We start from the raw sequence: 855 nt of genomic DNA, 5'->3' as shown, positions 1-855 counted from the left end.
ATGTTCTAGTCTCTTTGATATAGTCAAAATGATAATCCCAACCATCCGGATGCGTGTAGGTATCACTAACCTCATCGTAAAACCAATTATCTAGATTCTTTGTAGACTGTTTCTGCTTTCTTTTCTGTTCCTTATCAAACATGCCATATTTAATCAGGTGCTCAACTCCAAGTTGGTCTAGTGTGGTTAAGTTTTCTTCACTACCATAACCTGCATCCGCAACAACCATCTTAAGGTCATGGGGATAACTATCTAATAGTGGAATGAGTGTTGTGGTATCGGTTGGGTTTGGAAAGATATCATAATGAAGGACAAACTGATTTTCCGTGGCGATTTGAAGATTATAACCTGCTTTAAGTTGCCCATTCCTCATATGGTCATCTTTCATCCGCATAAAGGTGGCGTCTGTATCTGTTTTGGAGAAGCTATTGCGACCATCGAAGGTAGAGTGATAGAATTCATATTTCTCAGCCCGCACTGAAAAATCGTCCTTAACCTTTCGTAGGACCTTCTTAAGTTTTCGGCGTTTGACTTTTCGTGTATCCTGACCTTTGACAGGTTCCTCCTCAATGACTTGATTTAACTCTGCCAATTCTTCTTCGATAATTTGAGCAAATGCGGTCAACTGTTCAGCAGTTACTGGTTCTTGTTCATCCAGAACAATCGCCTCGTTAATCAAGGGGCTAACTTCTTCTTGAAAATAGCTGTGTAGGTCATCTTGAAGCTTGGCAGAGAATTTATCAGTCGCTTTCTTCCAGACAAAGCTGTATTTATTGGCATTGGCTTCAATCTTAGTACCGTCAATATAGAGACAGTCTAGAGTAACTAAATCCGCCATCTTGAGACGAAGATTTA

At 40.0% G+C, this 855-nt stretch carries 1 protein-coding gene; it reads right to left on the bottom strand.

Going from position 1 to position 855, the window contains the following annotated elements:
* Positions 1 to 855: transposase (locus AT575_RS10020; RefSeq protein ID WP_129587077.1), on the bottom strand; the 855-nt coding region annotated here is incomplete at both ends.

Origin of the sequence: Streptococcus penaeicida, assembly GCF_002887775.1 — a bacterium.
GTDB lineage: Bacteria > Bacillota > Bacilli > Lactobacillales > Streptococcaceae > Streptococcus > Streptococcus penaeicida.
The sequence above is the reverse complement of the archived record's forward strand: the minus strand, read 5'-3'. Positions and strand labels throughout refer to the sequence as shown.